Source organism: Paraburkholderia sp. SIMBA_054, assembly GCF_046534875.1.
GTDB classification, from domain to species: Bacteria; Pseudomonadota; Gammaproteobacteria; order Burkholderiales; family Burkholderiaceae; genus Paraburkholderia; species Paraburkholderia hospita.
This window is the reverse complement of the sequence record NZ_JAWRXV010000505.1, coordinates 1-304: the sequence shown is the minus strand read 5'-3', so window position 1 is coordinate 304 and position 304 is coordinate 1. Positions and strand designations below refer to the sequence as shown.

The 304-nt window shown below is 36.2% G+C and carries 1 pseudogene; it reads right to left on the bottom strand.

The features are described 5' to 3' along the window. Positions 1-288, bottom strand: a pseudogene (locus SB822_RS56095) (aspartate phosphatase); the annotation flags it as partial. Positions 289-304: the final 16 nt, after the last annotated feature.

The following is a 304-nucleotide window of genomic DNA, read 5'->3' as shown; positions in this document are numbered from 1 at the left end:
CGCTTTTTCAGCGTGATTTAGTGAGAAAAAATTCTGGCGGATTTCGTAATATGCACTCGCAGTTTGATAGTGAAATTCTGCCCTTTCTATTTCGTCGGGCACTTTATTAAGCTTCCTCTCTGCGATTCTGTAAAAGTTGATTGCTTCGATGAAATCTTTTTCATAAAAGTGATACATGCCGTTGAAGAGATAAAAATAGTATTGAATCATGTCATCTGTGCCTTTTTCCAGTGTTGCATTGTCTACTTTACTGAGTAGTTGTCCTGATTCTTTATAGTTTTCTGTCATCAGTTTAAATCTTGAG